The organism is Hydrogenophaga sp. BPS33 (genome assembly GCF_009859475.1).
In the GTDB taxonomy this organism is placed as follows: Bacteria; Pseudomonadota; Gammaproteobacteria; order Burkholderiales; family Burkholderiaceae_C; genus Hydrogenophaga.
The window spans coordinates 5,254,236-5,281,072 of the sequence record NZ_CP044549.1; the positions used below are offsets into that span (position 1 = coordinate 5,254,236).

Here is a 26,837-nt window from a genome sequence, read left to right on the forward strand (position 1 = left end):
AAAGCTGGGCCCTCGGCATCAAGACACTTTGATGTTGGCGCGGGCGATCACCTGGCCCCACTTGGCGGCGTCGCGCCGGAAGATGTCGGCCAGCTCACCGGGCGTGCTGGACTTGGCTTGCGTCCCGAGCTCGGTCAGCCGCTTGCGTACATCGGGCATGGCCATGACGGCCGTCACATGCGCGTTGAGCATGGCCACCACGCTGGCGGGCGTGCCGGCGGTGGCGTAGAGAGCATTCCAGCCCGTGACCTCGTAGCCGGCCAGGCCGCTCTCCTTGACCGTGGGCACGTTCGGCAACCAGGGCGCACGCGCCGCGTCGGTGCCGGCGATCACGCGCACCTGGCCCGCATCGACCGGGCCTTTCAACGCGGCGTACGACTCGAAAGCCACGTCGATATCGCCGCGCAACACGCCGGTCAGCACCTCGGGCGTGCTCTTGTACGGGACCACGGTCGCGTCGATTTTGGCCACCGACTTGAACAGCTCGGCCGAGAGGTTCTGGGTGCTGCCGGGGTTGATGCTGCCCAGCATCAGCTGGCGCTGGCGCGCGGCGTCCAGCACCGAGCGCACATCGGTCAGCGGGCCGTCCTTGCGGGTGACGAGGATCAGGTCGAACAGCGCGAGCGTGGAGATCGGCATGAAGTCGGTCTCGGGGTCGTAGTCGAGTTTGAACAGCGACTTGCCAATGGCCGTGCCGTTGGCAAACAGGATCAACGTGTGCCCGTCGCGGGGCGCGTTGAGTGCCGCCTGCGCCGCCACCACGCCGCCCGCACCCGGGCGGTTCTCGATCACCCAGGCGTGACCGCCCATGCGCTCGCTCATCTTCTGCGCGACCAGCCGCAGCGAGATGTCTGCGAGGCCACCCGGGCCGAAGGGCACGATGACGCGGATCGGCTGGCTGGGATAGGCTGGCTGGGCGTGCAGGCTGCCGACACGGGTGGTCAACGCGGTGGCGGCACAACCGAGCAGGAATTCGCGGCGGCGCGCAGGCAATGGGAAAGTCGTCATGGCTTGTCTCCTTGTGATCGGAGGCAGTCTAGGACGCGCCCTCGCCCGCCACAAATGAATTGTTCTTGGGCATCCATGCGCCAGATTCATCTGGCACGGCCGCTCCGCTCAGACTGCGTGGATGCGCTCGCGGATCGACGCGACGATGTGGTCGCGCACGAACATTTCCTGCTCGCTCAGCACGGCATCGCGCCGCATCACCAGCGCCAGCGTGCGCGTGACCGCCGGTTGCGCCAGCGGCACCGCGCGCACGCCGGGGCCGACGTTCGACGCGAGCAAGGGCACCACGGTCAGGCCCAACCCGCCACGCACCATCTCCACCGCCATCGCGGTGTGCTGGGCTTCCAGCCGCCAGCGCAATTGCTCGCGCAAGGGCCCGAGCGATTCGTCGATCGTCACGCTGTTGCCCGAGGTCATGCTGATGCGGATCAGCGCTTCGTCGCGCAGGTCGTTCCAGTGCACGGTCGCTTGCTGCGCCAACGCGTGTCCTTCGGGACAGAGCAGCACGAACGGTTCTTCGCCGATGCGCTCGGTGACGAAGTCACCACCGGCCATGTTGGGGCGCATCACGCTGACACCGAACGCCGCGATGCGCGACTCCACCAGCTCGAGGATTTCATGCACCGCGCTGTCGAACACGCGCACCGGCGTGTCGGGCCAGCGCGCCTGACAGATGCGCAAGACCTCCACCATCGCACCCGTGGCCAGCGTCGGCAGGCAGGCGAGCACCAGCCAGTTGTGGGCATGCTGGCCATGTTTGCGCACCGCTTCGCAGGACACGCCCAGCTCCTGCACAGCGCTGCGCGCGCGCGGCAGCAGCGCCCGCCCCGCGTCGGTCAGCGAGACCTCGCGCGTGGTCCGGGCGATGAGGCGCACACCGAGGGTTTCCTCCAGTTTGCGCAGGCGGTGGCTGACGGCCGTCTGCGACAGGTTGAGCTGCGCGGCCGCCAGATGAAAGCTGCCGGTTTCGATGATGGCCAGAAAGGCCTGGATGCCGAGGAAATCAATCTGCATGGAAAGACCAATGAATGGCGTACATCAGGGGATGCAAACAAATCATTTGTGGGTGGTGCGCGCCGATGGTGTACTGCGCTCCCTGACGATGCCCCCTGTGTTGGAGACCCTATGTTCCCCTCTTCCTTGCGCACCTCGCGCAACGCCTTGATGGCGCTGATCAGCCTCGCGACGTGGGCATTTGCCATGCCCGCGCAAGCGGCCTATCCGGACCGCCCGGTGCGGCTCATTGTGCCATTCTCTGCTGGCGGCACCGTGGACTTCGTGGCCCGCCTGGTGGCCACGCAACTCGGCCAGCAGCTCTCCGCAACGGTGGTGGTGGAGAACGTGCCCGGGGCCGGCGGCACCCTCGCGACCACACGCGTGGCCAAGTCGGCGGCCGACGGCTACACGCTGCTGTTCACCACGCCGAACCACACCATCAACCCGTCACTGATTCCGAAGCTGCCGTTCGACACCGAGAAAGACCTCGCACCCGTCTCGCTCGTGGCGGAGATCCCAGAACTGCTGGTGGCGCACACGGCACAGCCCTTCAACACCATGGCCGAATTCGTGGCCCACGCCAAGGCGAATCCCGGCAAGTTGAATTACGCCTCGGCCGGGAATGGCACGCTGCCCCACGTCACCATGGAACTCTTGCTGCAGCGTCTGGCGTTGAAGGTCGATCATGTGCCCTACCGCGGCGCTGCACCCGCGCTCAACGACTTGCTGAGCGGCGTGGTGGCGGTGAAGATGGACACCATCGCCACGTCGTCGCAACACATCAAGGGCGGGCGCATCAAACCGCTGGCGATCGCCAGCCTGAAGCGCTCACCGCTGATGCCCGACGTCCCGACCGTGGCCGAGTCCGGCGTGCCGGGCTACCAGGGCATTCTGTGGATGGGCATCCTCGCGCCGGCCGGCACCGACCCGGCGGTGATCGCGTCGCTGCACAAGGCCATCACCGCTTTCGCGAGGGTTCCCGCGTTCCAGCAGCAGCTGAAGGCCGATGGCGTGGACCTCGTCGCCAGCGACCCGCCGACCTTCGGCAAGCTGATCCACACCGAACTGACGCAGTGGGCCGAGGTGGTGCGCAAGTCCAACATCAAAGCCGATTGATGCCCGAACGCATGACGACGCCGCCGCCGTTGACCCAACCACCGGACCGGGCACCACGCAAACCCGCCACGGCCTGCCCACCGGGCGCAATCGATTGCCACATCCATCTGTTCGGCCCGGCGGCACAGTACCCGTTCCACCCGGACAGCAAGTACGTCTCCGAAGACGCCCTGCCCGAGATGCACATGCACCTGCAGGACACGCTGGGACTGGCGGGCGCGGTGGTGGTCAGCGGCGCCGGCTACGGCATGAACCCGAACCACCTGGCCGCGATGCTCGCGCTGCACCCCGGCCGCTTCAAGGGTGTGGCGCTGTTGCCCGAAGACGTGACGCCCGCCGAACTGCAACGCCTGGATGCGCTGGGCGTGCGCGGCGCGCGCTTCGTGAGCCCCGGCCACCGTGGCGCGTTGCCCCGTCTGTCCCCCCGCATCGCGGCCATGGTGGCCGAGCTGGGATGGCATGTTCAGTTCTATCCCGCCGCGGACGACCTGGTGGACTTTGCCGATGCCTTGCAGGCCTTGCCCAACGACGCGGTGGTGCTGGACCATTTCGCGGCCATCCCCGCGACGGGCGGCGTGGACCAACCGGCGTTCCAATGCTTGCTGCGGCTGCTGGACACCGGGAAGTTCTGGGTGAAGCTCTCGGGCCCGATGCGCTGCACGCCGGACGACATGCCCTATGCCGACGTCACGCCACTGGCGCGGGCCCTGGTGCGTGCCGCGCCCGAGCGCCTGGTCTGGGGCACCGATTGGCCCCACGTCAATATGAACGGGCGCGCCATGCCCAACGACGGCGATCTGTTCGATCTGCTGACCGAATGGGTGCCCGACGCAGCGGTGCGCCAGCGCGTTCTGGTGGACAACCCGCGCGCGCTGTACGGACCGTTTGGATCCTGATCCGACGTCAATACAGCGTGTTTCGCTGGCGCTCGGGCAGGGCCAGGTCGTAGGCCTTGCCGTCGATGCCGTCGTTCGTCAGCGTGGCGAGCATCTCGCCGGCGGTCGGCACCCTGGCCTGCGCCTGCGCCTGCGCCTGCGCCTGCGCCTCCCAGAGCTTGGACCGCTTCATGGCCCGCGCGCATTGGAAGAACACGGTCTCCACGTGGATCACGAGCACGCAACGCGGTGGCTTGCCGTCCATGGCCAGCCGCTGCAGCAAAGCGGGCTCGACCGAAATGCGCGCGCGGCCGTTCACGCGCAAGGTCTCGCCCACGCCGGGCACCAGGAACAGCAGCGCCACGCGCGGATCGCCCAGGATGTTCTTCAGGCTGTCGATGCGGTTGTTGCCCGCGCGCTCGGGCAGCAGCAGGGTGCGCTCATCTTGGATGGTCACGAGCCCGGGCGGATCGCCGCGCGGCGAGGCATCGAGCCCCTCGGGGCCAACCGTGGCGAGCACCGCGAACGGCGAGGCTTCAATCCAGCGCTGGTAGACCGGATGCAGGTGGTCCACCTCCTTGCGCACCGACGCTTCAACCACCGCACCGAAGAGCGACTGCAGCGACGCAAGATCGGTGATGGTGTGGTGGGTGTCGGCAGCGCTCATCCAGTCAGCGTCCCATGCCTGGCGGCAGCTTGGGCATGCCCTTCATGGCACCCATGCGCTTCATCATCTTCATCATGCCGCCGCCCTGCATCTTCTTCATCATGCCCTGCATCTGCTCGAACTCCTTGAGCAGGCGGTTGACTTCCTGCACGTGCACGCCCGCGCCGGCGGCGATGCGGCGCTTGCGCGTGGCCTTGATGATCTCGGGCTTGCTGCGCTCCTTGAGCGTCATGCTGCAGATGATGCCTTCCTTGCGCCGCACGTCCTTCTCGGCGCGGCCCATGTCGACCTCACCGGCCTTGGCGGCCATCGCGGCGGGCAGCTTGTCCATCAGGCTGGAGAGGCCGCCCATCTGCTTCATCTGGCGGATCTGCTCGAGGAAATCGTTGAGGTCGAAGCCGCCGCCGCTCTTGACCTTGGCCGCGAGCTTCTGCGCCGCCGCCATGTCCACACCAGCCGTGACCTGCTCGACCAGCGCGAGGATGTCGCCCATGCCAAGCACGCGCTGCGCGTGGCGCTCGGCGTCGAACACCTCCAGGCCATCGATCTTTTCGGAGACGCCGGCGAACTTGATCGGCGCGCCGGTGACCTGGCGCACCGAGAGCGCCGCGCCGCCACGCGAATCGCCGTCCAGCTTGGTGAGGACGATGCCGGTGAGCGGCAGCGCTTCCTTGAAGGCCTTGGCGGTGTTGATCGCGTCCTGGCCTTGCATCGCGTCCACCACGAACAGCGTCTCCACCGGATGGAGCACGGCGTGCAGTTCCTGGATCTCGCGCATCAGGGCTTCATCGATGGCCAGACGGCCGGCGGTGTCGACCAGCAGCACATCGAAGTGGTGGCGGCGCGCATGGTCGATCGCGGCACGCGCGATGTCCACCGGCTTCTGCTCCGGTGTGCTCGGGAACCACTCGGCACCGGCCTGTGCGGTCACGGTCTTGAGCTGTTCGATGGCCGCGGGGCGGTACACGTCCCCGGACACCGTGAGCACCTTCTTCTTGCGCTTCTCGATCAGGTGCTTGGCCAGCTTGGCGGTGGTCGTCGTCTTGCCCGCGCCCTGCAGGCCGGCCATGAGGATCACCGCTGGTGGCTGCGCGGCGAGGTTGATGTCGGCCACGCCATCGCCCATGGTGGCGGCCAGCTCGCGGTTGACGATGCCCACCAGGGCCTGCCCCGGCGTGAGCGAGCCCACCACCTCCTGGCCCAGGGCCTTTTCTTTCACGCGCGCCACGAAGTCGCGCACCACCGGTAGCGCCACGTCGGCCTCGAGCAGGGCCATGCGCACCTCGCGCAGCATGTCGGTGACGTTGCTCTCGGTGATGCGGGCCTGGCCGCGCATTTCCTTGACGATGCGTGAGAGTCGATCTGAAAGGGCTGAAGCCATGTTGCGCTCGGTAGGGGGAGAAGGCGGCGAAGGGGCCGCATCGGACGGGCGGGAGGGGCCGCTGGAGCGGCATTGCGCCGGACAAGGCCGTTAAACTGTGCGGATGATTTTAGCTGCGCCCTTCCTTTCCACGCTTGGCGCGCGCCAAGGGCCCGCTCGCCCTTGGAAAACCGGTGTGAACCGACCCTGTTGATGAGCCTGCTGCCCGCTCTCGCCTCCCCCCACCTGCCCGCTGCCGCGCTGTCCGCTGGCGCGGCGCTGGTCTATGCGCTGCTGGCCGTGGCGCACGCACGCATGTCGGCACCGCAAAGCCGTGGCCTGCTGGGCCTGGCCTGGCTGCTGCATCTGGCGGTGCTGGTGCTGGGCCTGTTCGAGCAGCCCGCGCGCTTCGGCTTCGCCCCCGCGCTGTCCGTCACGGGCTGGCTGGTGCTCACCGTCTACCTGATCGAAAGCCGCCTGTATCCGCAGATGCGCGCGCGTTGGACGCTCGCCATCCTGGGCATGTGGGTCGTGCTGCTGGCGCTGGCGTTTCCCGGCACACCGTACCCCGCCCTGCATTCCGCACTCATGCCACTGCACTGGGCCCTGGGCATCGCGTCCTATGGGCTGATCGCCGCCGCCGTCGTCCATGCCTGGTTGATGCAGCGCGCGGAAAAGGCCATTCGCCTGGGCAATGCCAATGAAGCCTCCATGCCCCTGCTCACGCTGGAGCGGCTCACCTTCCGCTTCGTGGCCGCCGGTTTCGCGCTGCTCAGCGCCACGCTGCTGGCGGGCTGGTATTTTTCCGAGTCGCTCAACCACCGCTGGGTCTGGGACCACAAGACCACCTTCTCGGTCCTGTCCTGGCTCACCATGGGCGTGCTGCTCTGGGGGCGCTGGCGACTGGGCTGGCGCGGCCGCATCGCCGTGCGCACACTCTATCTGGCCGCCGGCTTCCTGCTGCTGGGCTATGCCGGTTCGCGCTTCGTCCTCGAAGTCCTGCTGCAGCGCGCCTGAAACACCATGAAATACCTGCTCGTCCTTGCCGTGGTCGTCGTGGCCTTCTATATATGGCGCAACAACCGCCTGGAAGACCAGCGCTCCAACGCGGCACGCAAAGCCCCGCCGACGAAAAGCCGCGTGCCCACCGTCATGGTGGCCTGCCGCCAATGCGGCACCCACCTGCCGGAGAACGAGGCGGTGCAAGGCCAACAGGGTGTCTATTGCAGCGCCGAGCACCGGCGCCTGATCGAAGGCTGAGATGCCCAGCGACATCCACTCCCAGTTCGCCGCCTCCTGGTACGCCGGGTCCGAGGGCAGCTACCAGGAGCGCGAGCAGCGCACGCGCGCCTTCGTGCGGTTGTGGCGCGCCTTCATGCAGGCGCGGGTGCTCATCGCCGTGGTGCTGCTGGCCATGCAGGTGTTCGTGGCGACCACCGGCACGGGCGGCGTGCAGTGGCTGGTGCTGCTCTGCGCGCTCCACCTCTGTCTTACGCTGCTGGTGCTGTTCCTGTGGCGCCCGGTCGAACAGGGCCAGACCCTGCACCTGCAATGGCTGCTCACCATCGGCGTCGACGTGGTCGTGTTCGCCGTGCTGCAGTCGTTTCAGACCGGGAGCATCAACCACACCGCGTTGTTCGCGCTGCCCGTCCTGCTGGCCGCCATCCTCGGGCCGCTCACGATCGCGCTGGGCACGGCCGCCAGTGTCACGCTGTACCTGCTGGGCGAAGCCGCGCTGAACGGCCCGCTGTTCGGCGACGGCTCCACCGCGCGTTTCCTGCAAGCCAGCCTGACCGGTACCGGCTTCTTCATCGTGGCCGTGCTCGCCCATCAACTGGCCATCCGCCTCGCGCGAGAAGAGGTGCTGGCCGCCACCAGCCGGGCCGCGGCGCGCACGCAGGCCCAGGTGAACGAACTGGTGATCGACAACCTCACCATCGGCGTGCTGGTGGTCGATCCCCATGGCGTGGTGCGCAACGCCAACCCGGCTGCCAAGACCATGCTGCTTGGCCACGCGCCGCCCCAGGCCACCAAGCTGCTGCTCTCGGCGCGCGCCAGTTGGCATCACCTGTCCCATCTGGTGCAGGAGACCTTTGCCCGCGCCGAAGCGCTCGAGATGGAAACCACCATCGACAACGAAGACCGCCCCGTTCAGCGCCTGCACGCGCGCACCCGGCTGACGGCGCAGGACGGTCGGCGCGCCGGGCTGTGCGTGCTGTTCCTCGAAGACCTGCGCGAGGTCGAGGCGCGTGTGCGCACCGAGAAGCTGGCCTCGATGGGCCGCATGTCCGCCGCCGTGGCGCACGAAATCCGCAACCCGCTCTCGGCCATTTCACAGGCCAACGCCTTGCTCGACGAAGAAGTCCAGGCGCCCGCCCAGAAGCGCCTGACGCGCATGATCGACCAGAACGCGCAACGGCTCTCGCGCATCGTGGACGATATTCTCAATGTCGCGCGCGCACAGCCCAACCAGAGCCCGGGGGCTTTGGCCGCGCTGCCGATCGACCCCGTGGTGCGACAGATCACCCGCGAATGGGCGCGCCAGAAACAGGCCGAGCGCATCCTGGGCATTCACGTGCACGCACCCGACGCCCACATCGGCTTCGACCCCGAACATCTGCGCCGCCTCCTGATCAACCTGCTGGACAACGCGCTGCGCCACGCCAGCGGCAAACCCGGTTCGATCCGCATCATCACCCAGCCCAGCGGCAACGAACACGTCCGCCTTTCCGTGTGGAGCGATGGCGACGTGCTCGAAGCCAGCGTGATGCGCCACCTGTTCGAGCCCTTCTTCTCCTCCGAGAGCCGCTCCAGCGGCCTGGGCCTCTACATCTGCCGCGAGCTGTGCGAACGGTATGGCGCGCAGATGGCCTACCGCCGCACGCGCCTGGACCAGCGCGAAGGCAACGAGTTCTACGCCCTGATCGCGGCCACGCGCTCGGCGCCCGATCCCCACGGCGAACCCACACAGGAGAGCCTGCCCTACCCGGGCGACTCCATGGTGCCGCCGGGCGCACACCCCGACCACCTGCTCTCCGGTGGCGCGTCCCTGGCCTCTCGCTGACCGACCGCGCCAATGGCCAACCCGCCCCAAGCCGCCTCCATCCTCGTCGTCGACGACGAACCCGACCTGCGCACGCTGTACGAGCTGACCCTGCTGCGCGAAGGCCATGCGGTGGTCGCCGCACCCGACCTGGCCCAGGCGCGCGAGTGGCTCAGCCAGCAGCGCTTTGACGTCCTGATCTCGGACATGCGCCTGCCCGATGGCCTGGGCCTGGAGCTGCTGCGCGAACTGGCGGACACCCAGCGCAACGAAAAGTGCATCGTGATCACCGCCTACGGCTCGGCCGAGAACGCGGTCGAATCGCTCAAGGCCGGCGCCTTCGACTACCTCACCAAGCCGGTCGACCTCAAACAACTGCGCAGCGCGGTGGCAGCCGCCTTGCAAAGCCAGCGCGTGCCAGCGCAGGCCAGCGGCACCGGTGGAACCCATGGCAACGGCGGCACGCCGAATGGCCACAGCGCCGCCAACGGCTCGACCGAGGCGGCGCGCAGGTCCACCGCGCCCATGAGCGGCGCGCAGTCGCTGCGGCGCATCGTAGGCAACGCGCCCAGCATCGTGCAGATCAAGGCCCGCATCGGAAAGGTCGCTTCCAGCATGGCGCCGGTGCTGATCCTGGGCGAGTCCGGCACCGGCAAGGAGCTCGTGGCGCGCGCGGTGCACGATTGCAGCCACCGCAGCGCAGGCCCCTTCGTCGCGGTCAACTGCGGCGCCATTCCGGAGAACCTCATCGAAGCCGAGTTCTTCGGCGCGCGCAAGGGCGCCTACACCGGTGCCACCACCGACCGCGAAGGCTATTTCCAGGCCGCGCGCGGCGGCACCTTGTTCCTCGACGAAATCGGCGACCTGCCCCTGGCCATGCAGGCCAAGCTGCTGCGTGTGATCCAGGAACGCCGGGTACGCGCGCTCGGCGGCGTGCAGGAAGAAGCCGTCGACGTGCGCCTGGTGAGCGCGACCCACCGCGACCTCAATGCCCTGGTGCAATCGGGCCAGTTCCGCCAAGACCTGTTCTACCGGCTCAACGTGATCGGTCTGCGCACGCCGTCGCTGCGCGAACGGCGCGAAGACCTGCCCAGCCTGGTGAGCGCGCTGCTGGCCCGGCTGTGCGCCGAATCCGGGCAGAGCGTGCCCGACCTGTCGCCACACGCCTTGGCCTGGCTGCTCGCGCGCGACCTGCCGGGCAATGTGCGCGAGCTCGAAAACCTTTTGCAGCGCGCGCTCGCGTTGAGCAGCGGCGAAACCCTTGAACCCGACGACTTCGGCGACACCGATCACGCCGCCATCGAGATCCCGACGCAGCCCACGCCGCTGGCGCCGGCCGATCCCGCGCCGCGCCCGCCCGTCTCGCCGCCCCCCGCCGACATCCCCGCCGACCTGCAGGCCTATCTCGACGAACAGGAACGGCAGGTGCTGCTCAAGGCCCTGCGCGAAAGCGATTTCAACCGCACCGCAGCGGCCGCCCGCCTCGGCCTGAACCTGCGCCAGATGCGCTACCGCATCCAGCGCCTGGGTATCGTCATGCCCTCTTCGGACGATGACGAAACCCCTTGAGCCTTCGGACGCGCCGGCCACCTGGACCGCCGGCTGGCTGCAGAGCGCGCGCCCATGCCCTTCGCCCAACTTCGGTCCGCGACCCGAGGGTGCGCACATCGACCTCATCGTGGTCCACTCCATCAGCCTGCCGCCCGGCGTGTACGGCGGCCCGCAGGTGGAGCAACTCTTCACCAACCAGCTCGACTGGAACGCCCACCCCTACTTCGAGCAGATCCGGGGCATGGAAGTGTCGTCGCACTTTTTCGTGCGGCGCAACGGCAGCTTGCTGCAATTCGTCGACACCGATGACCGGGCCTGGCACGCGGGCGCATCGCAGTGGCGCGGTCGCGGCAACTGCAACGACGATTCGATCGGCATCGAGCTCGAAGGCCTCGAAGGCGAGCGCTTCGAAGACGCTCAGTACGCCACCCTCGCCCAGCTGTGCCTGCAACTCGCGCAGCGCTACCCGATCGCGCATATCGCAGGCCACGAGCACATCGCACCGGGCCGCAAACAGGACCCGGGCGCCGGTTTCGACTGGGGGCGGCTGCAAGACGAACTCGGTTGGCGCGACAACTGTTTCCCTCAGGAGACACTTCGCCGCAACGCGCCGCGCGATTGAGTCCGTCCAGCCTGTCGCACCGGGCCGTCTGCACCGCGCCCGCAGCGGCGCGGTCATCGCCGGCATATCGCGCTGCAGCGCCCAGCCACGCTGGGTTTCCCTGCACAGATGTAGGAAATTCGCCGACTACCCCGCCGTGCGCCCATACGGCAGTCACACTGGAAGCAGGCTATTTTTTGCTTGGCGAAAATGGTCTGCCATCCAGCCACGGAACAAATCCCAAAACACTACCCCTAGTGTCTTGAAGACAGCTTGCACACCAGATATAGTGTGCGCCTGGGTTCCGGATTCTGCCCTTGCCAGCACCACGCCCCCGACCCCTCGCGCCGGAGGCGTCCGCGGTGTCTGAGCACCTGGCCATGGCCGACACCCCATTCACCTGCACCGCTGGCGGACCATGCCCGGCGGGCCATACAACAAACGAAAGAGGACCATGCTGACCGCTTCCACCAACACCAACCCGTCCCCCGTTTCGCCCAAGCCCCTCGCAGGTTCACCCGCGGCGGCTGCGCTGAGCGCGAGCAGCTCGGTTTTCTCGAACTACCAGATCATCCGCCGCAACGGCGCCGTCGTGCCCTTCGAGCCGGGCAAGATCGCCGTCGCCCTGATGAAGGCCTTCCTCGCGGTGCACGGCACCCAGGGCGCGGCCTCGGCCAGCGTGCGCGAAACCGTGGACGCCTTGACGCAGAACGTGGCGCGCGCCCTGATGCGTTCGCGCCCCGGCGGTGGCACCTTCCATATTGAAGACGTGCAGGACCAGGTCGAACTCGGCCTGATGCGCAGCGGCCACCATGAAGTGGCCCGCGCCTATGTGCTCTACCGCGAGCGCCGCACCCAGGAACGCGCCCACCACGCCGAAGTCGCCCAGGCGTCCGAACCCGCCCTGCACGTGATCGACGGTGGCCAGCGCGTGCCGCTCGACCTGCAACGCCTGCAAGACCTGATCGCCAATGCCTGCAGCGGCCTGGGCAAGGACGTCAAGGCCGACCCGGTCGTGGCCGAGACCAAGCGCAACCTGTACGACGGCGTGCCCATGGAAGAGGTCTACAAAGCCTCCATCCTGGCCGCGCGCACGCTGATCGAAAAAGACCCCGACTACACCTACGCCACGGCACGCCTGCTGCTGCACACCATCATCAAGGAAGTGATGGGCGAGGAAGTGCCGTCCGCCGAGATGGGCGCGCGCTACGCCGAAACCTTCCCGCAATTCATCAAGAAGGGCGTGGACAACGACCTGCTCGACGAGAAGCTCCTGCAGTTCGACCTGGCCCGCCTGGGCGCCGCGCTCAAGCCCGAGCGCGACCTGCAGTTCGACTACCTCGGCCTGCAGACCCTGTACGACCGCTACTTCCTGCACGTGCGCAAGACGCGCATCGAACTGCCGCAATCCTTCTTCATGCGCGTGGCCATGGGCCTGTCGCTGGGCGAAGTCGACCGCGAAGCCCGCGCCATCGAGTTCTATGAAGTGCTCTCCAAGTTCGACTTCATGTCGTCCACGCCCACGCTGTTCAACGCCGGCACGCTGCGCTCGCAACTCTCCAGCTGCTACCTGACCACGGTGCCCGACGACCTCGACGGCATCTACGAGTCCATCAAGGAAAACGCGCTGCTCTCCAAATTCGCGGGTGGCCTGGGCAACGACTGGACGCGCGTGCGCGCCCTGGGATCCCACATCAAGGGCACCAACGGCGAATCGCAAGGCGTCGTGCCCTTCCTCAAGGTGGTCAACGACACCGCCGTGGCCGTGAACCAGGGCGGCAAGCGCAAGGGCGCAGTCTGCACCTACCTGGAAACCTGGCACCTGGACATCGAGGAGTTCCTGGAACTGCGCAAGAACACCGGCGACGACCGCCGCCGCACGCACGACATGAACACCGCGAACTGGATCCCCGATCTGTTCATGAAGCGCGTGATGGAAAAGGGCGAGTGGAGCCTGTTCTCGCCCAACAGCGTGCCCGACCTGCACGACCTGTTCGGCGCCGACTTCGAGAAGGCCTACGTGGCCTACGAAGAAAAGGCCGCGCGTGGCGAAATCAAACCGTACCGCAAGGTACCCGCCACCGATCTGTGGCGCAAGATGCTGTCGATGCTGTTCGAAACCGGCCATCCCTGGATCACCTTCAAGGACGCCTGCAACGTGCGCAGCCCGCAGCAACACGTCGGCGTGGTCCACAGCTCCAACCTGTGCACCGAGATCACGCTCAACACCAGCGACACCGAAACCGCGGTGTGCAACCTGGGCTCGGTCAACCTGCTCAACCACGTCAAGCGCGGCGACGACGGCACCAAGATGCTCGACCACGAGAAGCTGCAGGCGACCATCAAGACCGCCATGCGCATGCTCGACAACGTGATCGACATCAACTACTACGCGGTGAAGAAGGCGCGCGATTCCAACATGCGCCACCGCCCGGTGGGCCTGGGCCTCATGGGCTTCCAGGACGCGCTGTACGAACTGCGCATTCCCTACGCCTCCAACGAAGCGGTGGAATTCGCCGATCGTTCGATGGAAGCCATCTGCTACTACGCCTACTGGGCGTCGACCGAACTGGCCCGTGAGCGCGGCCGCTACACCAGCTACCGCGGCTCGCTGTGGGACCAGGGAGTGCTGCCCTCCGACACGCTGGACCTGCTGGCGCGCGAGCGCGGCGGTTATGTGGACGTGGACCGCTCCAGCACCCTGGACTGGGAAGCGCTGCGCAAGAAGATCGCCGCCGACGGCATGCGCAACTCCAACTGCATCGCCATCGCGCCCACCGCCACCATCTCCAACATCGTCGGCGTGGACGCTTCCATCGAGCCCTGCTTCGGCAACCTCTCGGTGAAGTCCAACCTGTCCGGTGAGTTCACCGTCATCAACGGCTACCTGGTGAAGGACCTCAAGCGCCTGGGCCTGTGGGACGACGTGATGGTCATGGACCTCAAGCACTTCGATGGTTCGCTGCGCCCGATCGACCGCGTGCCACAAGACGTGAAGGCGCTGTATGCCACCGCGTTCGAAGTGGAACCGCTGTGGCTGGTGGAGGCCGCCGCGCGCCGCCAGAAGTGGATCGATCAGGCACAGAGCCTCAACATCTACATGGCCGGAGCATCGGGGAAGAAGCTCGACGACACCTACAAGCTCGCGTGGCTGCGTGGTCTCAAGACCACGTATTACCTGCGCACCACCTCGGCCACGCAGGCAGAGAAGTCCACCGGTCGCACCGGCCAGCTCAATGCCGTCGCCATACAAAGCGAACCCGTCGCGACCGCCGCGCAAATCGAAACAGGACCTGCCACCGACGTGAAATTCACCGCCATCGATGACCAGGGTTGTGAAGCGTGTCAGTGATTTGATCGGCGTTGCGAATGCGTGTTGTGGGGTTCATCGAATGCAATTCGATGCAACACCGCAACACAAAACGTGCATATCGCGTCTGATCACTTTGCAATTCATGCGCACACTTTCATAATCCGAACATTGGAAACCTCTATGTTGACCTGGGACGATCACAGCATCCCTTCATCGAAGCCAGCGAACAGCCCACAGCCCTCCGGCGCGTCGGGTGTGCAAGCCTCACTGTCCCCATCGTTCGATGGGCGCACCGCACCCGCACCCTCTCTCGCTTCGATCCCTAACGCGACCTCTTCAAACGCCGCCGCGACACCGGCGCGTCGCGTCAACGCGGCCGACAAGCGCATCATCAACGGCCAGACCGACGTCAACCAGCTGGTGCCGTTCAAGTACAAGTGGGCCTGGGAAAAATACCTCGCCACCTGCGCCAACCACTGGATGCCGCAGGAAGTGAACATGAGCCGCGACATCGCGCTCTGGAAAGACCCGAACGGCCTGACCGAAGACGAACGCCGCATCGTCAAGCGCAACCTCGGCTTCTTCGTCACCGCCGACTCGCTGGCCGCGAACAACATCGTGCTGGGCACCTACCGCCACATCACCGCGCCCGAGTGCCGCCAGTTCCTGCTGCGCCAGGCCTTTGAAGAAGCGATCCACACGCACGCCTACCAGTACATCGTCGAGTCGTTGGGCCTGGACGAGTCCGAGATCTTCAACGCGTACAACGAAGTCCAGTCGATCCGCGACAAGGACGAGTTCCTGATCCCCTTCATCGAAGCGATCATGGACCCGAACTTCCACACCGGCACACCCGAAACCGATCAACGCCTGCTCAAGAGCCTGATCGTGTTCGCCTGCCTCATGGAAGGCCTGTTCTTCTACGTCGGCTTCACGCAGATCCTGGCCTTGGGTCGCCAGAACAAGATGACCGGTGCCGCCGAGCAATACCAGTACATCCTGCGCGACGAATCCATGCACTGCAACTTCGGGATCGATCTGATCAACGCGATCAAGATGGAGAACCCGCTGCTGTGGACGAGCGAATTCAAGGCCGAGATCAAGGAGCTGTTCCTCAAGGCGGTCGAACTCGAATACCGCTACGCCGAAGACACCATGCCGCGCGGCGTGCTCGGCATGAACGCCTCGATGTTCAAGGGCTATCTGCGCTACATCGCCAACCGCCGCGCCACGCAGATCGGCCTGGAGCCCCTGTTCCCGAACGAAGAGAATCCGTTCCCCTGGATGAGCGAGATGATCGACCTCAAGAAGGAACGCAATTTCTTCGAAACCCGCGTGATCGAATACCAGACCGGCGGCGCCCTTTCCTGGGACTGAGCCACTGCAGCCGGAGCCGCATTGCCCTCTCATCGACCCTCACACAACAACATGTGTTCCGTTCAATCAAGACCTCATGCACAACGGCGCGACGACGCTGCTGATGGGGTCTTGTCACCGAATTCAGCGCATTGGGGCCTACCGTGGATGCATCCACAGGACCCCAGAGCGTTGAATCACTTCGCCGGCGACAAGGCTGGTTGAAGTGCTCTTTGCAACTTGATCAAGGAGAAAACAATGGCAACTGCGAAAAAAGCCCCGGCCAAGAAGGCCGCTGCGAAGAAGGCCGCTCCGGCCAAAAAAGCTGCAGCTAAGAAAGCAGCACCTGCGAAGAAGGCCGCTCCGGCCAAGAAGAAGGCAGCGCCTGCTAAGAAGGTCGCCGTCAAGAAAGTAGCGGCGAAGAAGGCTCCGGCCAAGAAGGCTGCTGCGAAGAAGGCTCCTGCCAAAAAGGTCGCCGTCAAGAAGGTAGCCGCCAAGAAGGCGCCTGCGAAGAAGGTTGCTGCCAAGAAGGCGCCTGCGAAGAAGGCCGCCGTCAAGAAGGCTCCTGCGAAGAAGGCTGCCGTCAAGAAGGCGCCTGCGAAGAAGGCCGCTGCGAAAAAGGCGCCTGCCAAGAAGGCAGCTCCTGCGAAGAAGGCGGCTCCTGCGAAGAAGGCGGCTCCTGCGAAGAAGGCAGCCCCAGCAAAAAAAGCTGAGCCGGCCAAGAAGCCGGCAGCCCCAGCGGCACCTGCAGCGCAGACGAAGCTCAACCCTCAGGCTGCTTGGCCGTTCCCGACGTCCGCCAAGCCCTGATCTCCCCGTTGAGATGACCTGCAGCCCGGCGCGAAAGCGCCGGGCTTTTTTATTTCAGGGCGCGAACGTGTAGTTCTGGCCACCACGGCTGGCGATCTTGGTCGCGCCGATGCGGTTGCCGAGTTCGGCGCAACGGCGCAGTGGCCAACCCTGCTCCAGGCCATGCAACAGCGCAGCGCGGAAGGCGTCGCCACAACCGGTCGGGTCCACGATCTCGGCGGCCGCGACACCGGCGACGTGTTCCTTCTTCGCCGAACCGTCCCACACATCACAACCTTGCGCCCCCAGCGTGACGATGAGCCCGCGCACCTGCGCGGCGATCTCGTCCAGCGTGAGCCCGGTGCGCTCGCACAGCATCTGAGCTTCGTAGTCGTTGAGCGTGACCCAGCTGGCCAGCGCGATGAACTGGCGCAGTTCTTCGCCGTTGAACATGGGCAGGCCTTGGCCCGGATCGAACACGAAGGGCACGCCGGCGTCGTGCAGCTGGCGCGCGTGCGTGAGCATGGCATCACGGCCATCGGGCGAGATGATGGCCACGGCGATGTCCTTGCGCGAAGGCACCGGGTTCTGGTGCGCCAGCGACATCGCGCCCGGGTGGAACGCGGTGATCTGGTTGTTGTCGCGGTCGGTCATGATCATGGCCTGCGCGGTGTAGCTCTCGGCCGTGGTCGACACGTGGCCGACATCCACTCCCAGCGCGCGCATGCGATCGAGGTATTCCTGGCCATCCTCGTTGCCCAGCATGGCCAGCGGTACCGCTTGCGCGCCGAGTTGGCGCAAACCATAAACGATGTTGCCCGCGCATCCGCCGTATTCGCGGCGCAATCCCGGTACGAGAAACGACACATTGAGGATATGCAATTGGCTGGGCAGGATTTGCTCGGCGAATCGACCCTCGAAGGTCATGATGGTGTCAAAGGCCAGCGAACCACAAACAAGAATAGGCATGAAGAGTTTCCGTCGTCAGGGATAAAAAACCAGGGCGTTGTAGCCGGCCATGGGCGTGGATTCGCCCACCGCGAGCGCCAATCGAAATTGAACCGTAATGGATCCGTTGGCCGGCAACACGGCCGGCGCATCGGGCCACTCGTCGGGCAGGAAAACGCGGCGCGAGATCACATTCCCGCCCACATCCGTGATGCTGAGTTCAAGCGCGGGCATGGCCAACGCCAGCGACGCGGTGTTCTTGAGCACAAGATCGAATGCGTAGAAATTGCCGAGCCGGTTCACCAGCGAGGTGCTGTCGATGACGATCGCATCGATCTGGCGCACGGGCGCCAATGTGCAACCCAGATGGATGCAAGCCTGCTGCAGCACGGGTTGCCATTGCGGCTGCCATGCCGCGAGCCGGTCGCGCTCCCGCACGGCCCACTGCGCCGCCAGCAGCGCCACCAGCACCAGCGCCACCAGCGACAGCGCAATCCGCACGCCGGGCCTGCGCCAAAAAGCCTGGCGGCGCGCCTGGCGCACAAATCCGGGTTCGGGCGCAGCCGGGCTCTGCCCGTGGTCCGTCGCATCGGCAAGGTCCGCGTTCTTTTCCGGCTCGGGCTCCGGGTCCAGCTCGCGCGGCATGGGCGCTGCGGGCATGACCGCGGCGCCCGCCGATGGCGTGGGTTCTGCGAACGCTGCATCGGTGTCGCCGTGGCGGCCAACGCTCTGCGCCGCGCTCAGGCGGCCCAGACCCACCGCAAAGCGTTCCAGCTCACCATGAAAATCCGATTCGACTTCGTCATCGGGCTCGGCACGAGGCACTGCCTGCGCGGGCGCGGGCAGGGGCGCGGGCGCATCTTCTTCGCACGCGCCCTCCGGGTCTGGGCTTGGCTCACCCGGCCCGGCATCGATCGGGTCGACATGCGGCACATCGGGCTGGGAAACACGTTCAGGCTCAGGCGCGGGTTCGGCCACCACCTCCGCCCATGGCTCGGGCTCGGTGCCATCGGCTTCGGGTGCGGTCCACGGCTGCAAATACGCTGTGGCGTCGAACACATCCGCGCAATGACCGCAACGCACCCAACCTTCGGAGATCTTCAATTGGTCGGCAACGACCTTGAACATCGTTCCGCAAGCCGGGCAACGCGTGGTGAAACTCATGCGCCGATTATCGCGGGCGTTGCGTGGGGCACTTTCTCAGGGCTTGACGGCGGTCATCAGGATCCAGCCGTCTTCCTCGTCGCTGACCTGCAGGGCCACCCACGGTGCGTAGGCCTCCTTCAGCTCATCGGCCTGGCGCGCCAGGATGCCGGCCAACACCAGTTGGCCGCCCGGGCGCACGTGCGAACACAGCAAGGGCGCGAGCACCTTCAGCGGCGTGGCCAGGATGTTGGCCAGCACCAGATCGTGTTCGCCGCGGGCCAGGTCGGGCAAGCCTGCGGACAGCGCCGCGTGGTTGGCCTCGGCGTTGAGCCGGGTCGATTCCACGGCCGCCGGATCGATGTCCACCGCCACGATGTCGCTCGCACCGAACTTGGCCGCGCCAATGGCCAGGATGCCGGATCCGCAACCGTAGTCCAGCACACGCGGCCCCACGGGGGCATGGCGCGCCGTCCAGCGCAGACACATGCGGGTGGTGGGGTGAGTGCCGGTGCCAAAGGCCAGCCCGGGATCGAGGCGGATCACCTGTTGCGCGGCCGCGGGGGGCTCGTGCCAGGTCGGCACGATCCAGAAACTCGGCGTGATCTCGACCGGCTCGAACTGCGACTGCGTCAGGCGCACCCAGTCCTGGTCCGGCACGGCGCGCACGCCCTGCACCACGCAGCCTTCAAAAAAATCTTGCGCCTCCAGCAGATGCGCCGCTTCGCGCGCGGCCGCATCGGTGGGGAACAGGGCCACGACGCGGGAGCGTTGCCAGCCTTCTTTCGGTGGCGGCATGCCGGGTTCGCCGAACAGCGCCGTTTCGGCATCGGTCATGGCGTCGGCGTCTTCCACCGACACGCTGAGCGCATCCAAGGCCACCAGCGCATCGCCGATGTCGTCCACCGCCGCCTCGGGCGCCAGCAGCACCAACTCAAAAAGAGACCCAGCCGGGGGCTGGGTCAGTTGGAAGGCTTCAGCGCTCACGTTGCGACAGCCATTCTTCGAGGTAGTGGATGTTGGTACCGCCGGCCACGAAGCTCGCATCCACCATCAGCTCGCGGTGCAGCGGCACATTGGTCTGAATGCCTTCAATGACCGCCTCGGCCAACGCCGTGCGCATGCGCGCCAGTGCCTGCTCGCGCGTGTCGCCGTGCACGATGATCTTGCCGATCATCGAGTCGTAGTTCGGCGGCACGAAGTAGTTGGCATACACGTGCGAATCCACGCGCACGCCCGGCCCGCCCGGCATGTGCCAGGTGGTGATGCGACCCGGCGATGGGGTGAACTTGTAGGCGTGTTCGGCGTTGACGCGGCACTCGATCGCATGCCCGCGCAGCTGGATCTGGCGCTGCGTGAACGGCAGCTTTTCGCCCGCGGCCACCGCGATCTGGGTGCGCACGATGTCGATGCCGGTGATGGCTTCCGTCACCGGGTGCTCCACCTGCACGCGCGTGTTCATTTCAATGAAGTAGAACTCGCCGTTCTCGAACAGGAATTCGAAGGTGCCGGCACCGCGGTAGCCGATCTTCTTGCAGGCGCTGGCGCAGCGCTCGCCGATCTTCTCGATCAGGCGGCGTGGAATGCCCGGTGCCGGGGCTTCTTCGATCACCTTCTGGTGGCGGCGCTGCATGGAACAGTCGCGCTCGCCCAGGTACACCGCGTTGCGGTGCTGGTCGGCCAGGATCTGGATCTCGATGTGGCGCGGGTTCTGGAGAAACTTCTCCATGTACACCTCGGGATTGCCGAAGGCCGCGCCGGCTTCCGCCTTGGTGGTCTGCACCGCGTGCAGCAGCGCTGCCTCGGTGTGCACCACGCGCATGCCTCGCCCACCGCCGCCGCCGGCGGCCTTGATGATCACGGGGTAGCCGACGGCCTTGGCGGTGCGCTTGATCACCACCGGGTCGTCGGGCAACGCGCCCTCGGAACCCGGCACGCAGGGCACGCCCGCGCGGATCATCGCCTGCTTGGCCGACACCTTGTCGCCCATCATGCGGATCGAATCCGGCGTGGGGCCGATGAAGGTGAAGCCGCTCTTTTCAACGCGCTCGGCGAAGTCGGCGTTTTCGGAGAGGAAGCCGTAGCCCGGGTGGATGGCCTCGGCATCGGTCACCTCTGCGGCCGAGATGATGGCCGGCATGTTGAGGTAGCTTTGGCCGCTCGGCGCCGGGCCGATGCAGACGGCTTCGTCGGCCAAGCGCACATACTTGGCGTCGCGATCGGCCTCGGAATACACCATCACCGCCTTGATGCCCATTTCCCGGCAAGCGCGCTGAACACGCAGCGCGATCTCTCCCCGGTTGGCGATCAGGATTTTCTTGAACATGGGCTCGGGGCCTTTTTCTTTATTCGATCACGAACATGGGCTGGCCGTACTCGACCGCCTGGCCGTTCTCGACCAGCACCTGCGTCACGGTGCCGGACTTGTCGGCTTCGATTTCATTGAGGATCTTCATCGCCTCGACGATGCAGATGGTTTCGCCTTCCTTGATGGTGTCGCCCACTTCCACGAAAGGCTTGGCGCCGGGGCTGGACGCGCGGTAGAAGGTGCCCACCATGGGCGACTTCACCGTGTGGCCGGTGGGCGCAGCGGGGGCCGCTGCCGCAGGGGCGGCTTCCACCACAGCCGCCGCCGGAGCCGCCACGGGCGCCGGGGTCATGCTGTAGGTCACGGGCGCGGCGGCCATCACGGGCGCGCTCTTGACAATGCGCACCTTGCCCTCGGCTTCGGTGATTTCAAGCTCGGACACGTTCGACTCGGACACCAGGTCGATCAGCGTCTTTAGTTTTCTTAGATCCATGATTTCTCCAACGAAATGCGGTCAAGTTGATCTAAAAGCATCCAACTTCGTCGAAATGCAGCGACGTCAACCCGCCGGGGTGCCGCAGTGTACACGATCGGGTCGGGTCACCGAGGCACCAGGAACCGAGTCACGTGGTCGTCATGCGCGAGACCGTGACGGGGTCGTTTTTGAGAGAACGGGGAATTTACTCTTTTTTGCCAGCGTTTTCCGGTGGCTTGACGAAAGGCGCCAATGGCATCACGCCAAAGTCGCCCACTGCGCCAGATCCTCTTGCGACACTTTGCCGATCTTGCGGTGCAGCAAGGTGCCATCGCCGCCGAACACCACGCTGAACGGCAATGCCCCGCTGGGGTTGCCCAGGCTGCGGCTGAGATCGGTGCCCGCGAAGCCCGCCATGCCCACCGGGAAGTTCAAAGGCAGCTTCTGCATGAAAGAGCGCACCGCGCTGGGCTGGTCCACCGCCAGGCCGAGCACCTGCCAACCGCGCGCCTTGTGGGCCTCATGGAACGCGTTGAGCATGGGCAACTCTTCCACACAGGGCGGGCACCAGGTGGCCCAGAAGTTGACCAGCAAAGGACGGTCGCGGAAATCGGCGAGGCGCACGGCCCCGCCATTCGGGCCTTCGAACGCGGTGGCCCAGAACGCGACCTCGGCCTCGCTCATCACCGGCTGCAACTGCAGGCGCCGCGCCGAGAACAAGGCCCCGGCGCCACCCGCCACCACGGCCATGCCCGCCATCCAGAGGGTTCTGCGTTGCAGCTTCATGCCGAGACCTCCCCGGCCATCAAGCGGCGCAACGCGGCGGCATCGCCCCGGGGTTTGCGGCCTTGGGCGTCGGGCTTGAGCGCGCCACGCAGATCGTCCAGGTCGTGCACCATCAGATGCACCAGCACCCATTGCCCCAGCGCCTCGCAGCGCACGCGCAGCGTCAGCGCTTGCACGGGCTCGCCACGCCAGCCGTTGACGGTGCCGGGGTGGTATTCCACGCGGTGGTCGAGCAGCGCCCACTCGGGCGCCTTGGGATCGTCGCAGAAGAGTTGCAGATAGATATCGCTGTGCCGCGTGGCCATGCCATGCCAGACGGCCCCGCCCAAGTGAGGGCGAAACGCCTGCAGCCGGTCCATCCAGACCAAGGCCAGTTCGCGCAGGGTCTGCAACTCGGCGGCCTGGGTATCGGGGCAGAACACGGCGATGTCTTCGCGCACCGCCGCGTCCAGCAGCATGTTGTCCGGCAAAGCGGTGCGGGCCGGCAAGCCCAGCTGCTTGACCGCGCGGCGCTTGGCAGCGGCGTATTCCAGGCCTTCGTCGACCACCAGACGGGCGGCCACTGCGGCAATTTGATGGGGGATGTCGTCTCGGCTCGCGTCCATGGGGAGGGATTGTGCCCGCTGACGTCCAACCCTTGCCCCACCACGCCCATCCGCGGGTGCGGGCTCAACGCGCGGCCACCGAGGCCGCGCGCACCGACACCTCCAAGGCCCGCAGTTCCTGTTCCGCAATCTGGAGTACCGAACGGCCCCAGGCATCTTCGCGCAGCGCCTGGTTGGCGATGAGCACCAACTGGCTCTTGCGCGCGATGCCCGTGAGCCGGCGCATCGCCACCCCCGGTTGCGCCAGAATGGCGCAGGAGGCTGGAACGATGGCCACGCCCAGTCCGCTGCTGACCATGGCCAGCACGCTCATGAATTGGGTGGCGGTGTGCCGCACATCGGGCTTGAAGCCCGCGCCCTCGCACAGCGAGGCGGTCTGGTCGAAGAAGTCGCTCTCGGCGTAGCGCGAGAACGCGACGAACACCGCGTGTTCCAGCGCCTTCACGGCGATCGGCTTCGTGCTGCGGGCCAGCGCATGGCCATGGGGCAGCGCGACCCAGTAGGGATCGTCGATGGCGCAGACCCACTCGCTCTGCCCCACCACACTGGCGGGCCGGACAAAACCGAGATCGAGCTCGGCATTGCGCAAGGCCTGCAGCTGCCGGGCCGATGGCACGCGCTCCTGGGCCTCGATCTGAACCGACAGGTTCGATGCCACGAAGCGCCGCAGCAAACCCGGCAGCAAGGATTGCGTGGCCGATGGCACCAGACCGACGCGCAAGGTGCTGCGCTCGCCCGACTGGAATTCGCGCGCCCGTTGCGTGGCCTGTTCGGCGCGGGCGAGGATGGCGCGCGCATCGTCCAGAAAAGAACTGCCGGCAGGCGTCAGCCGCACGCCGCGCGACCAACGCACGAGCAGGGCTGCGCCCACCTCTTCTTCCAGCTGCCGGATCTGGGCCGACAAGGGCGGTTGGGCGATGTAGAGCTTGGCGGCCGCGCGGCTGATGCTGCCCAGCTCGGCCACGGTGACGAAATAGCGCAGGTGTCGAAGTTCCATGGAACATACATATCAGGTATGGGTGGGAGACTAAATGAGTATTTGACGTATATCAAGCGCGCGCCGAGACTGCAGGCCTCTGCTGACATCGACGCCCATGAAAACCTTGAGAAAAGTTCGTCCCGACCGCGGCCTGGAATTGCAGGACGCGCCCACGCCCATGCCCGGCCCGGGCGAGGTCTTGGTCCAGGTCCAGGCCACGGGGGTGTGCGGCACCGACCTGCACATCGACAAGTGGACGCCGAGCTACCACTTCATGGGCTCGGCCTTGCCCGTGACCATCGGCCACGAATTCGCCGGTGTGGTGGCCGCGCTCGGACAGGACGTCCACGGCTTGGCCGTGGGGCAGCGGGTCACCGTCAGACCGTCGGTGGTGTGCGGCGTGTGCGCCGCGTGCACCGAGGGCCGGGCCGACGACTGCGTCACCCGCAAAGGCATTGGCGTCTCGCGCGATGGTGCGTTTGCCGACTTCGTGCGCGTGCCGGTGCGCAATTGCGTTCCGGTGCCCCAGGGCCTGGAGCCGAAGATTGCGGCCCTGGCCGAACCCCTGTCGGTCAGTTGGGAAGCGGTGCGCGCCGCCGGCGTGACGGCGGGCGACAAGGTGCTGGTACTGGGCCCGGGCAACATCGGCCAGGGCATCGCGTTGTTCGCCCGCGCGGCCGGCGCGGCCGAAGTGGTCGTGGCCGGGCATGGCGATGCGCCCCGTCTGCAGATATTGCGCCAGCTCGGCTTCGACCAACTGCTGGATTTCGCCGAACAGCCCATGGCCGAGGCGCTGGCCAAGGTGGCCAGTTCCCGCCCCTTCGACGTGGTGATCGAGGCCACGGGCGTCGCGGCCGTCATCGGGCCAGCCATGCAGGCGCTCAAGCCGCGCGGCGTGCTGGTGATCACCGGCATCCATGCCGCGCCGGTGGCGATCGACCTGACCGCCCTGGTGCGCAAACACCAGGAGATCCGGGGCTCCTACCGGGCGCCCGAGGCGGCCTGGCCCCAGGTCGTGGCGTTCATGGAGGAGCACCAGTCCCTGTTGGCCCACATGGTCACCCACACCGTGCCGCTGTCGCGCGCCCTCGAGGGCTTCGAACTGGCGCGCAACAAGACCGCCACCAAAGTCATGGTCGTGCCGGACGTCATCGAAGAGGCCTCGGCTTGAACGGGTCCACGCAACCCGCTTTTCTGGCGCTGTGGAACGGCATCGCCCGCGAAGACGACCGCGCCGAGTACGAGCACTGGCACACCTTCGAGCACGTGCCCGAACGCACGGCCTTGCCGGGCTTCATCGAGGCCGAGCGCTACCGCGGCACCGATCCGGCCCGCGGCTACTTCACGCTCTACCAACTCGACGCGTTGAAGGCGCTCGACACGCCGCTGTACCGCGACGTCTTCACGCACCCCACGCCCTGGTCGGCGCGCATGCGCGCCACCTTGAGCAACTTCTACCGCCTGCCCTGCGTGCGAGCCGGCCAGCACGGCCTGAGCCGCGCCCCGCGGCTGGCCACCCTGCGCTGGCGTTCGAATGCCACCGATCTGGCTGCGCGCTTGAACGGCTGGCTGGCCGAGCAGGTGCTGCACGGCCGGCTCGTGCATGCCGCATGGGGCTGGGCGCCGCCCACCGAGGCCTACTGGAAGCCGAACATCGCCGAGGACGGCGTGGGCGGCGAAGGCGTGGAGCACTGCGCCCTGCTCCAGCATTTCGATGCGCGGGCACTGGAGGCCACCAGCGCCGCACTGACCGCGTTCCTCCAACCCATGGCCACCGGCCTGGGCACACCGCAGTCCTTCGAATTGCAATCCACCGTGCGCAATCCCTCGGTGCTGGAACCATCGACCGAACGTTTGGCACCCCACACCACCCTTTTCCACCACTACACCAGAGGATGACAACATGAATCCCACCACCCGCCGCCAGTTCGCCCTGGCCACCACCGCACTCGCCCTTGCGGCGACCACTTTCTGCGCGTCCGCCGTGGCCGCCGACGCCTGGCCCAACCGGCCCCTCCGCATGGTCGTGGGCTACCCCGCAGGTTCGTCGCCCGATGTGCAGGCGCGCCTGCTCGCCGAACCGCTGTCCCAGGCTCTGGGCCAGCCCGTGGTGGTCGAAAACCGCCCGGGCGCGAGCAGCAACATCGGCGCGGACATGATCGCCAAGGCCACCGATGGCCACACCATCGGGGTCATCGGCAACGGTCCGCTGACCAGCTCGAAGTTCCTCTACGCCAAACTGCCCTACGACCCGAGCACCGACTTCGCGCCCATCGCGCTCATCGGCGCCGCGCCACTGGTCTGGGTCACGGCCAAGTCGCCCACCGAGCGCACACCGGCGGCCTATATCGCACAGCTGCGTGCCGACGGCGACAAACAGACCTACGGTTCGGTCGGCCCGGGCTCCGGCGGCCACCTCGGCATGGAACTGCTCAAGCAGGCGCTGGGCATCAACCCGCTGCACGTGCCCTTCAATGGCGGGCCGGCCATCCTCAACGGCATCGTGGGGGGACACATCCAGATGACGCTGCTGCCCGCGTCCACCGTCTCGCCACTGGTGCAGGCCGGCAAGCTCGACGCGATCGCCGTGACCTCGGCCAAGCGCACCCCCTTGGCGCCCACGCTGCCGTCGATGGAAGACATCGGCGTGAAGGGACTCAACATCGAGGTGTGGAACGCGGTGGTGGCACCTGCCACCATGCCCGCCGCCCACCAGGCACGCCTGAGCGCCGAACTCGGCAAGATCCTGCTCTCGCGCGACATGCAACAGAAGCTGCTGGTGCAAGGCTGGCGCGTGGACGACCCCAGCGCGAAGAGCCTGAAGGCGCGCATCGCCAGCGACACCGCGCTGTACCGCGACATCATCGTGCGCAACAAGATCCGGATCGACTGAAGAGGTGGGCCGTCACAGCCGAATG

At 66.6% G+C, this 26,837-nt stretch carries 25 protein-coding genes; 13 read left to right on the forward strand and 12 right to left on the reverse strand.

Features of this window, described 5'->3' with window-relative positions; genetic code table 11:
• Nucleotides 1–18: 18 nt before the first annotated feature.
• Together F9K07_RS24215 and F9K07_RS24220 are read right to left on the reverse strand one after the other, a co-directional pair.
• Nucleotides 19–1,008, reverse strand: coding sequence for a Bug family tripartite tricarboxylate transporter substrate binding protein (locus tag F9K07_RS24215; RefSeq protein ID WP_159595842.1), 990 nt, complete (start codon nt 1,006–1,008; stop codon nt 19–21).
• Between the two features lie 108 nt (nt 1,009–1,116).
• Nucleotides 1,117–2,022: a LysR family transcriptional regulator gene (locus F9K07_RS24220; protein WP_159595843.1), complete on the reverse strand. Its 906-nt coding sequence runs from the start codon at nt 2,020–2,022 to the stop codon at nt 1,117–1,119.
• A gap of 111 nt (nt 2,023–2,133) precedes the next feature.
• On the opposite strand from F9K07_RS24220, the gene F9K07_RS24225 reads away from it, so the two are divergent.
• On the forward strand, nt 2,134–3,120 hold the full coding sequence (locus tag F9K07_RS24225; RefSeq protein ID WP_236581480.1) for a Bug family tripartite tricarboxylate transporter substrate binding protein: 987 nt from the start codon (nt 2,134–2,136) through the stop codon (nt 3,118–3,120).
• Nucleotides 3,120–4,016: an amidohydrolase family protein gene (locus F9K07_RS24230; protein WP_236581481.1), complete on the forward strand. Its 897-nt coding sequence runs from the start codon at nt 3,120–3,122 to the stop codon at nt 4,014–4,016. Before F9K07_RS24225 ends, F9K07_RS24230 begins: the two co-directional genes overlap by 1 nt.
• Nucleotides 4,017–4,023: 7 nt before the next feature.
• Here the strand turns inward: F9K07_RS24230 and F9K07_RS24235 are convergent, their stop codons facing one another.
• Nucleotides 4,024–4,662, reverse strand: coding sequence for a pyridoxamine 5'-phosphate oxidase family protein (locus F9K07_RS24235; protein ID WP_159595844.1), 639 nt, complete (start codon nt 4,660–4,662; stop codon nt 4,024–4,026).
• Nucleotides 4,663–4,666: 4 nt separating this feature from the next.
• On the reverse strand, nt 4,667–6,043 hold the full coding sequence (gene ffh, locus F9K07_RS24240) for a signal recognition particle protein (RefSeq protein ID WP_159595845.1): 1,377 nt from the start codon (nt 6,041–6,043) through the stop codon (nt 4,667–4,669).
• A 192-nt stretch (nt 6,044–6,235) separates the two neighbouring features.
• Between ffh and F9K07_RS24245 the strand changes: the two genes are divergently transcribed.
• The 8 genes from F9K07_RS24245 to F9K07_RS24280 all read left to right on the forward strand — a co-directional run bounded on the left by F9K07_RS24245 (nt 6,236) and on the right by F9K07_RS24280 (nt 16,696).
• On the forward strand, nt 6,236–7,039 hold the full coding sequence (locus F9K07_RS24245) for a cytochrome C assembly family protein (protein ID WP_159595846.1): 804 nt from the start codon (nt 6,236–6,238) through the stop codon (nt 7,037–7,039).
• A gap of 6 nt (nt 7,040–7,045) precedes the next feature.
• Entirely contained in the window at nt 7,046–7,282 is a 237-nt protein-coding gene (locus F9K07_RS24250) for a PP0621 family protein (protein ID WP_159595847.1), read from the forward strand.
• 1 nt (nt 7,283) lies between these two features.
• Nucleotides 7,284–9,086: a sensor histidine kinase gene (locus F9K07_RS24255; RefSeq protein ID WP_159595848.1), complete on the forward strand. Its 1,803-nt coding sequence runs from the start codon at nt 7,284–7,286 to the stop codon at nt 9,084–9,086.
• A 12-nt stretch (nt 9,087–9,098) separates the two neighbouring features.
• Nucleotides 9,099–10,634, forward strand: coding sequence for a sigma-54-dependent transcriptional regulator (locus tag F9K07_RS24260; RefSeq protein ID WP_159595849.1), 1,536 nt, complete (start codon nt 9,099–9,101; stop codon nt 10,632–10,634).
• Nucleotides 10,618–11,238, forward strand: coding sequence for a 1,6-anhydro-N-acetylmuramyl-L-alanine amidase AmpD (gene ampD / locus F9K07_RS24265; protein WP_159595850.1), 621 nt, complete (start codon nt 10,618–10,620; stop codon nt 11,236–11,238). The genes F9K07_RS24260 and ampD overlap by 17 nt, the downstream gene beginning before the upstream one ends.
• Before the next feature lie 433 nt (nt 11,239–11,671).
• The gene (locus F9K07_RS24270) at nt 11,672–14,569 is read left to right on the forward strand and encodes a ribonucleoside-diphosphate reductase subunit alpha (protein ID WP_159595851.1); all 2,898 of its coding nucleotides are present in this window, start codon (nt 11,672–11,674) and stop codon (nt 14,567–14,569) included.
• A gap of 141 nt (nt 14,570–14,710) precedes the next feature.
• Nucleotides 14,711–15,907, forward strand: a complete 1,197-nt coding sequence (locus tag F9K07_RS24275; protein ID WP_159595852.1) for a ribonucleotide-diphosphate reductase subunit beta — start codon at nt 14,711–14,713, stop codon at nt 15,905–15,907.
• A 237-nt stretch (nt 15,908–16,144) separates the two neighbouring features.
• A complete protein-coding gene (locus F9K07_RS24280) occupies nt 16,145–16,696 on the forward strand; it encodes a histone H1-like DNA-binding protein (RefSeq protein ID WP_159595853.1) in 552 nt (183 codons plus the stop codon).
• A gap of 54 nt (nt 16,697–16,750) precedes the next feature.
• Here F9K07_RS24280 and F9K07_RS24285 read toward each other — a convergent pair whose 3' ends face one another.
• The 8 genes from F9K07_RS24285 to F9K07_RS24320 form a co-directional block, all read right to left on the reverse strand.
• Nucleotides 16,751–17,644, reverse strand: a complete 894-nt coding sequence (locus tag F9K07_RS24285) for a carbohydrate kinase family protein (RefSeq protein WP_159595854.1) — start codon at nt 17,642–17,644, stop codon at nt 16,751–16,753.
• Between the two features lie 15 nt (nt 17,645–17,659).
• On the reverse strand, nt 17,660–18,787 hold the full coding sequence (locus F9K07_RS24290; RefSeq protein WP_159597086.1) for a DUF3426 domain-containing protein: 1,128 nt from the start codon (nt 18,785–18,787) through the stop codon (nt 17,660–17,662).
• Nucleotides 18,788–18,823: 36 nt separating this feature from the next.
• The gene (gene prmA / locus F9K07_RS24295; protein WP_236581484.1) at nt 18,824–19,753 is read right to left on the reverse strand and encodes a 50S ribosomal protein L11 methyltransferase; all 930 of its coding nucleotides are present in this window, start codon (nt 19,751–19,753) and stop codon (nt 18,824–18,826) included.
• Nucleotides 19,743–21,092 (reverse strand): acetyl-CoA carboxylase biotin carboxylase subunit, encoded by a 1,350-nt coding sequence (gene accC, locus F9K07_RS24300; RefSeq protein ID WP_159595856.1) that lies wholly within the window; start codon nt 21,090–21,092, stop codon nt 19,743–19,745. The genes prmA and accC overlap by 11 nt, the downstream gene beginning before the upstream one ends.
• Before the next feature lie 19 nt (nt 21,093–21,111).
• Complete coding sequence (gene accB, locus F9K07_RS24305) at nt 21,112–21,567, reverse strand: acetyl-CoA carboxylase biotin carboxyl carrier protein (RefSeq protein WP_159595857.1); 456 nt, start codon at nt 21,565–21,567, stop codon at nt 21,112–21,114.
• 240 nt (nt 21,568–21,807) lie between these two features.
• A complete protein-coding gene (locus F9K07_RS24310; RefSeq protein ID WP_159595858.1) occupies nt 21,808–22,335 on the reverse strand; it encodes a TlpA family protein disulfide reductase in 528 nt (175 codons plus the stop codon).
• Nucleotides 22,332–22,940: a hypothetical protein gene (locus tag F9K07_RS24315; RefSeq protein WP_159595859.1), complete on the reverse strand. Its 609-nt coding sequence runs from the start codon at nt 22,938–22,940 to the stop codon at nt 22,332–22,334. Before F9K07_RS24315 ends, F9K07_RS24310 begins: the two co-directional genes overlap by 4 nt.
• A 64-nt stretch (nt 22,941–23,004) precedes the next feature.
• The gene (locus tag F9K07_RS24320; protein WP_159595860.1) at nt 23,005–23,937 is read right to left on the reverse strand and encodes a LysR substrate-binding domain-containing protein; all 933 of its coding nucleotides are present in this window, start codon (nt 23,935–23,937) and stop codon (nt 23,005–23,007) included.
• A gap of 97 nt (nt 23,938–24,034) precedes the next feature.
• Between F9K07_RS24320 and F9K07_RS24325 the strand changes: the two genes are divergently transcribed.
• From F9K07_RS24325 to F9K07_RS24335, 3 genes are read left to right on the forward strand one after another with little or no spacing between them, the layout of a single operon-like run.
• Entirely contained in the window at nt 24,035–25,090 is a 1,056-nt protein-coding gene (locus F9K07_RS24325) for a zinc-dependent alcohol dehydrogenase (protein ID WP_159595861.1), read from the forward strand.
• Nucleotides 25,087–25,818, forward strand: coding sequence for a hypothetical protein (locus F9K07_RS24330; protein ID WP_159595862.1), 732 nt, complete (start codon nt 25,087–25,089; stop codon nt 25,816–25,818). The genes F9K07_RS24325 and F9K07_RS24330 overlap by 4 nt, the downstream gene beginning before the upstream one ends.
• 4 nt (nt 25,819–25,822) lie before the next feature.
• A complete protein-coding gene (locus F9K07_RS24335; protein WP_159595863.1) occupies nt 25,823–26,812 on the forward strand; it encodes a Bug family tripartite tricarboxylate transporter substrate binding protein in 990 nt (329 codons plus the stop codon).
• The last annotated feature ends 25 nt before the right edge of the window (nt 26,813–26,837 follow it).

What these genes read in the sequence shown, in the direction of transcription:
- F9K07_RS24255 (WP_159595848.1), top strand. Translation starts at nt 7,284, where the DNA reads ATGCCCAGCGACATCCACTCCCAGTTCGCCGCCTCCTGGTACGCCGGG.
- F9K07_RS24325 (WP_159595861.1), top strand. Translation starts at nt 24,035, where the DNA reads ATGAAAACCTTGAGAAAAGTTCGTCCCGACCGCGGCCTGGAATTGCAG.
- F9K07_RS24275 (WP_159595852.1), top strand. Translation starts at nt 14,711, where the DNA reads ATGTTGACCTGGGACGATCACAGCATCCCTTCATCGAAGCCAGCGAAC.
- accB (WP_159595857.1), bottom strand. Translation starts at nt 21,567, where the DNA reads ATGGATCTAAGAAAACTAAAGACGCTGATCGACCTGGTGTCCGAGTCG.
- F9K07_RS24245 (WP_159595846.1), top strand. Translation starts at nt 6,236, where the DNA reads ATGAGCCTGCTGCCCGCTCTCGCCTCCCCCCACCTGCCCGCTGCCGCG.
- ampD (WP_159595850.1), top strand. Translation starts at nt 10,618, where the DNA reads ATGACGAAACCCCTTGAGCCTTCGGACGCGCCGGCCACCTGGACCGCC.
- F9K07_RS24260 (WP_159595849.1), top strand. Translation starts at nt 9,099, where the DNA reads ATGGCCAACCCGCCCCAAGCCGCCTCCATCCTCGTCGTCGACGACGAA.
- F9K07_RS24250 (WP_159595847.1), top strand. Translation starts at nt 7,046, where the DNA reads ATGAAATACCTGCTCGTCCTTGCCGTGGTCGTCGTGGCCTTCTATATA.
- F9K07_RS24320 (WP_159595860.1), bottom strand. Translation starts at nt 23,937, where the DNA reads ATGGAACTTCGACACCTGCGCTATTTCGTCACCGTGGCCGAGCTGGGC.
- accC (WP_159595856.1), bottom strand. Translation starts at nt 21,092, where the DNA reads ATGTTCAAGAAAATCCTGATCGCCAACCGGGGAGAGATCGCGCTGCGT.
- F9K07_RS24335 (WP_159595863.1), top strand. Translation starts at nt 25,823, where the DNA reads ATGAATCCCACCACCCGCCGCCAGTTCGCCCTGGCCACCACCGCACTC.
- F9K07_RS24290 (WP_159597086.1), bottom strand. Translation starts at nt 18,787, where the DNA reads ATGAGTTTCACCACGCGTTGCCCGGCTTGCGGAACGATGTTCAAGGTC.
- ffh (WP_159595845.1), bottom strand. Translation starts at nt 6,043, where the DNA reads ATGGCTTCAGCCCTTTCAGATCGACTCTCACGCATCGTCAAGGAAATG.
- F9K07_RS24220 (WP_159595843.1), bottom strand. Translation starts at nt 2,022, where the DNA reads ATGCAGATTGATTTCCTCGGCATCCAGGCCTTTCTGGCCATCATCGAA.
- F9K07_RS24230 (WP_236581481.1), top strand. Translation starts at nt 3,120, where the DNA reads ATGCCCGAACGCATGACGACGCCGCCGCCGTTGACCCAACCACCGGAC.
- F9K07_RS24270 (WP_159595851.1), top strand. Translation starts at nt 11,672, where the DNA reads ATGCTGACCGCTTCCACCAACACCAACCCGTCCCCCGTTTCGCCCAAG.
- F9K07_RS24315 (WP_159595859.1), bottom strand. Translation starts at nt 22,940, where the DNA reads ATGGACGCGAGCCGAGACGACATCCCCCATCAAATTGCCGCAGTGGCC.
- F9K07_RS24280 (WP_159595853.1), top strand. Translation starts at nt 16,145, where the DNA reads ATGGCAACTGCGAAAAAAGCCCCGGCCAAGAAGGCCGCTGCGAAGAAG.
- F9K07_RS24225 (WP_236581480.1), top strand. Translation starts at nt 2,134, where the DNA reads ATGTTCCCCTCTTCCTTGCGCACCTCGCGCAACGCCTTGATGGCGCTG.
- F9K07_RS24285 (WP_159595854.1), bottom strand. Translation starts at nt 17,644, where the DNA reads ATGCCTATTCTTGTTTGTGGTTCGCTGGCCTTTGACACCATCATGACC.
- F9K07_RS24310 (WP_159595858.1), bottom strand. Translation starts at nt 22,335, where the DNA reads ATGAAGCTGCAACGCAGAACCCTCTGGATGGCGGGCATGGCCGTGGTG.
- F9K07_RS24235 (WP_159595844.1), bottom strand. Translation starts at nt 4,662, where the DNA reads ATGAGCGCTGCCGACACCCACCACACCATCACCGATCTTGCGTCGCTG.
- F9K07_RS24215 (WP_159595842.1), bottom strand. Translation starts at nt 1,008, where the DNA reads ATGACGACTTTCCCATTGCCTGCGCGCCGCCGCGAATTCCTGCTCGGT.